2 protein-coding genes are annotated in these 2967 nt (G+C 59.9%); both read left to right on the forward strand.

Annotation, left to right across the window (positions count from 1 at the left end; genetic code table 11):
- A partial coding sequence (locus VN887_11240; protein HXT40580.1) for a glycosyltransferase family 9 protein occupies positions 1–301 on the forward strand: 301 nt, incomplete at its 5' end.
- A 69-nt stretch (positions 302–370) separates the two neighbouring features.
- On the forward strand, positions 371–2967 hold a 2597-nt coding region (dnaE, locus tag VN887_11245), incomplete at its 3' end, for a DNA polymerase III subunit alpha (protein ID HXT40581.1).

Below are 2967 nucleotides of genomic sequence, written 5' to 3' on the forward strand. Positions count from 1 at the left end.
GCCGGACCTCGCCACATTTCTGGCGGTGATCGAGCGCGCGGAGGTTTTCATCTCGGGCGACACGGGGCCGCTGCATTTTGCGGCGGGCCTTGGCGTGCCGGTGATCGCGCTGTTCGGCCCGACTTCCGCCGTCCAATGGTCGCCCGTTGGCGGGCGGCACCAGATCCTCTCCGGCGGGCAGTGCCACTGCGACGGGCGCGCGGATGATTGTCAGAGCGCCGGTCATTGCCTCGCCGCGATCACGCCGGAACAGGTGTTGGAACGGTTGAGGAGGTTTTTTCCACCGGAACGCAGTCCGTAGGAGGAACTGTCAACAACTTGTCGCCGCTCTGGCTTGCGCGTGGTTCACTGCGGACGCTAGATTCTGCGCATGGCGCATGCGGACTTTGTCCATCTCCATCTCCACACCGAGTATTCGCTGCTCGACGGCGCCTGCCGACTGGACCGGCTGATGGACCGCGCGCATGAACTCAAGTTTCCCGCGCTGGCGATCACCGACCATGGTGTGCTCTATGGCGCGATTGATTTTTACCAGGCCGCGCGCAACAAGGGCATCAAGCCGATCCTCGGCTGCGAGGTTTACGTCGCTCCAGGCAGCCGCCTCGAGAAAAGGACCACCAGCGGCGGCCGGGATGTTTACCATCATCTCGTGCTGCTGGCCAGGGATGAGGTCGGATACAGGAACCTCATCCGGCTGGTCACGGCGGCGCACCTCGAGGGCCATTACTACAAACCGCGAATCGACAAGGAGATTCTGGCCGCCAACAAAGAGGGTCTCATTGCTCTCTCTGGCTGTCTTGCCAGCGAAATTCCGGAATTGATTCAAAAGGACCAGACGGACAGGGCGCGGGCGGCAGTGGACTGGTTCAAACAAACGCTGGGTCCTGAGAACTTCTACCTCGAACTTCAAAACCACGGCATCCCGGAACAGGCGAAGGTGAACCGCCATTTGATTCCCTGGGCAAAGGAATTCGGCCTGAAGCTCGTGGCGACGAATGATGTTCACTATGTCGCCCGGGAACACTGGCAGGCGCACGATTGTCTGATCTGTATCGGCACGCAAACCCTGCGCGACGACGCCAAACGGATGCGTTATCCGCAGGCTCAGTTCTACGTGCGGTCCGCAGAGGAAATGAAGGCGCTGTTCAGCGAAGTGCCCGACGCGGTGAAGAACACGCTGGAAGTCGCGGAAAAGTGCAACGTCGAAATCGAGTTTGGCCGGCTGCACTACCCGGTGTTCCATCCGCAGGAGCATTTCACGCGCGAAGGTTACCTGCGCCAATGGCTGGCGGAAGGGTTGCACAGGCGTTACGGCCTTCGTGTGCGCGCGGAAGAGAACGAGTTCATCGTTGAAAGAGTCGAGGACCCGCATCGTTTGCCGACGTACCACCCGGAGGATGACGCGTCGATGGCGACGGCGGATTCTGGACCGCGACAAGGTGCCGCCCTTGAAGCCGACCCCAGGGTCACCGCTGCCGTCCGGGCTGTCATGGACCGGCTCCAGTTGGAACTCGCGGTCATCGAGAAGACGGGATTCATCAGCTATTTTTTGATCGTCGCGGACTTCGTGCGTTACGGCCGCAGCAAGGGCATTTCCTGCGTGGCGAGAGGTTCGGCGGCCGGTTCCCTCGTCACCTACTTGCTCGAGATCGCAAACGTCGATCCCATCCGTTACGGCCTGCTGTTCGAGCGATTCCTGAACCCCGAACGTGTCAATCCACCCGACATCGACATTGATTTCGCGGACGACCGGCGCGCGGACGTCATCGATTATGTCCGCCAGAAATACGGACGGGAGGCCGTTGCGCAAATCATCACCTTCGGAACCATGGGCGCGAAATCGGTCGTTCGCGACGTGGGCCGCGTGATGGGCCTGAGCTACGGCGAGTGCGACCGGCTCGCCAGGATGATTCCGTTCGATTTGAAGATGGATTTGACGAAGGCCCTCAAACAATCACCGGAACTCAAGCGGGCATACGACACGGAGGAAGTCACCCGCGAGTTGATTGATACGGCGTTCGTACTGGAGGACCTGACACGCAATGCCAGCGTGCACGCCGCGGGCGTGGTCATCGGCGACCAGCCGCTCGTCAATCTTCTCCCCCTCAAGGCGGACGAGGACGGCACCATCGTCACCCAGTACGCGATGGGCCCGGTCGGCGATCTCGGCCTTTTGAAGATGGATTTTCTCGGTCTGAAGACATTGACGGTCATCCGTAACACCTGTGAAATGGTCAGGCGAACGAAGGGCGTGGAGGTTCCGATCGACCACCTGCCGCTGGACGATGCGAGAACCTACGACCTGCTGAACAAGGCGAACACCCTCGGAATTTTTCAATTGGAATCCGGAGGAATGCGTGATCTGTGCCGGAAATTCCAGATTGGTTCGATCGAGCACATCACGGCGCTGGTGGCCCTCTACCGCCCCGGCCCGATGGATCTCATTCCCGAATTCATCAAGCGCCGTCATGGCGAGGTAAAAATCGAATACGAGCATCCCCTGCTTGAGCCGATCGCGCGCGAGACCTACGGAATTCTGATTTACCAGGAGCAGGTGATGCAGGCGGCGCAGGTGCTGGCGGGCTACACGCTGGGGGGCGCGGATTTGTTGCGGCGCGCCATGGGCAAGAAGAAACCCGAGGAAATGGCCAAGCAGCGCGCCATTTTTGTCAAGGGATGCCGGGAAAAGAATAACATTCCCGAAAGCAAGGCGAACCAGGTTTTTGATTTGCTCGAAAAATTCGCCGGCTACGGCTTTAACAAATCGCACGCCGCGGCGTACGCGATCGTCGCCTATCAAACGGCCTATCTGAAGGCCAACCACCCCGTGGAATTCTTTTCCGCCATGATGACGAACGACATGGCCGATACCGCGAAGCTCAGCCAGTACATTGACGAAGCGCGCGTGATGGGGATCGAGGTCCTGCCGCCGGACGTGAATGAGAGTCAGGTGCATTTCGCTCCCAG

Source organism: Candidatus Angelobacter sp. (assembly GCA_035607015.1).
Lineage (GTDB): Bacteria > Verrucomicrobiota > Verrucomicrobiia > Limisphaerales > AV2 > AV2.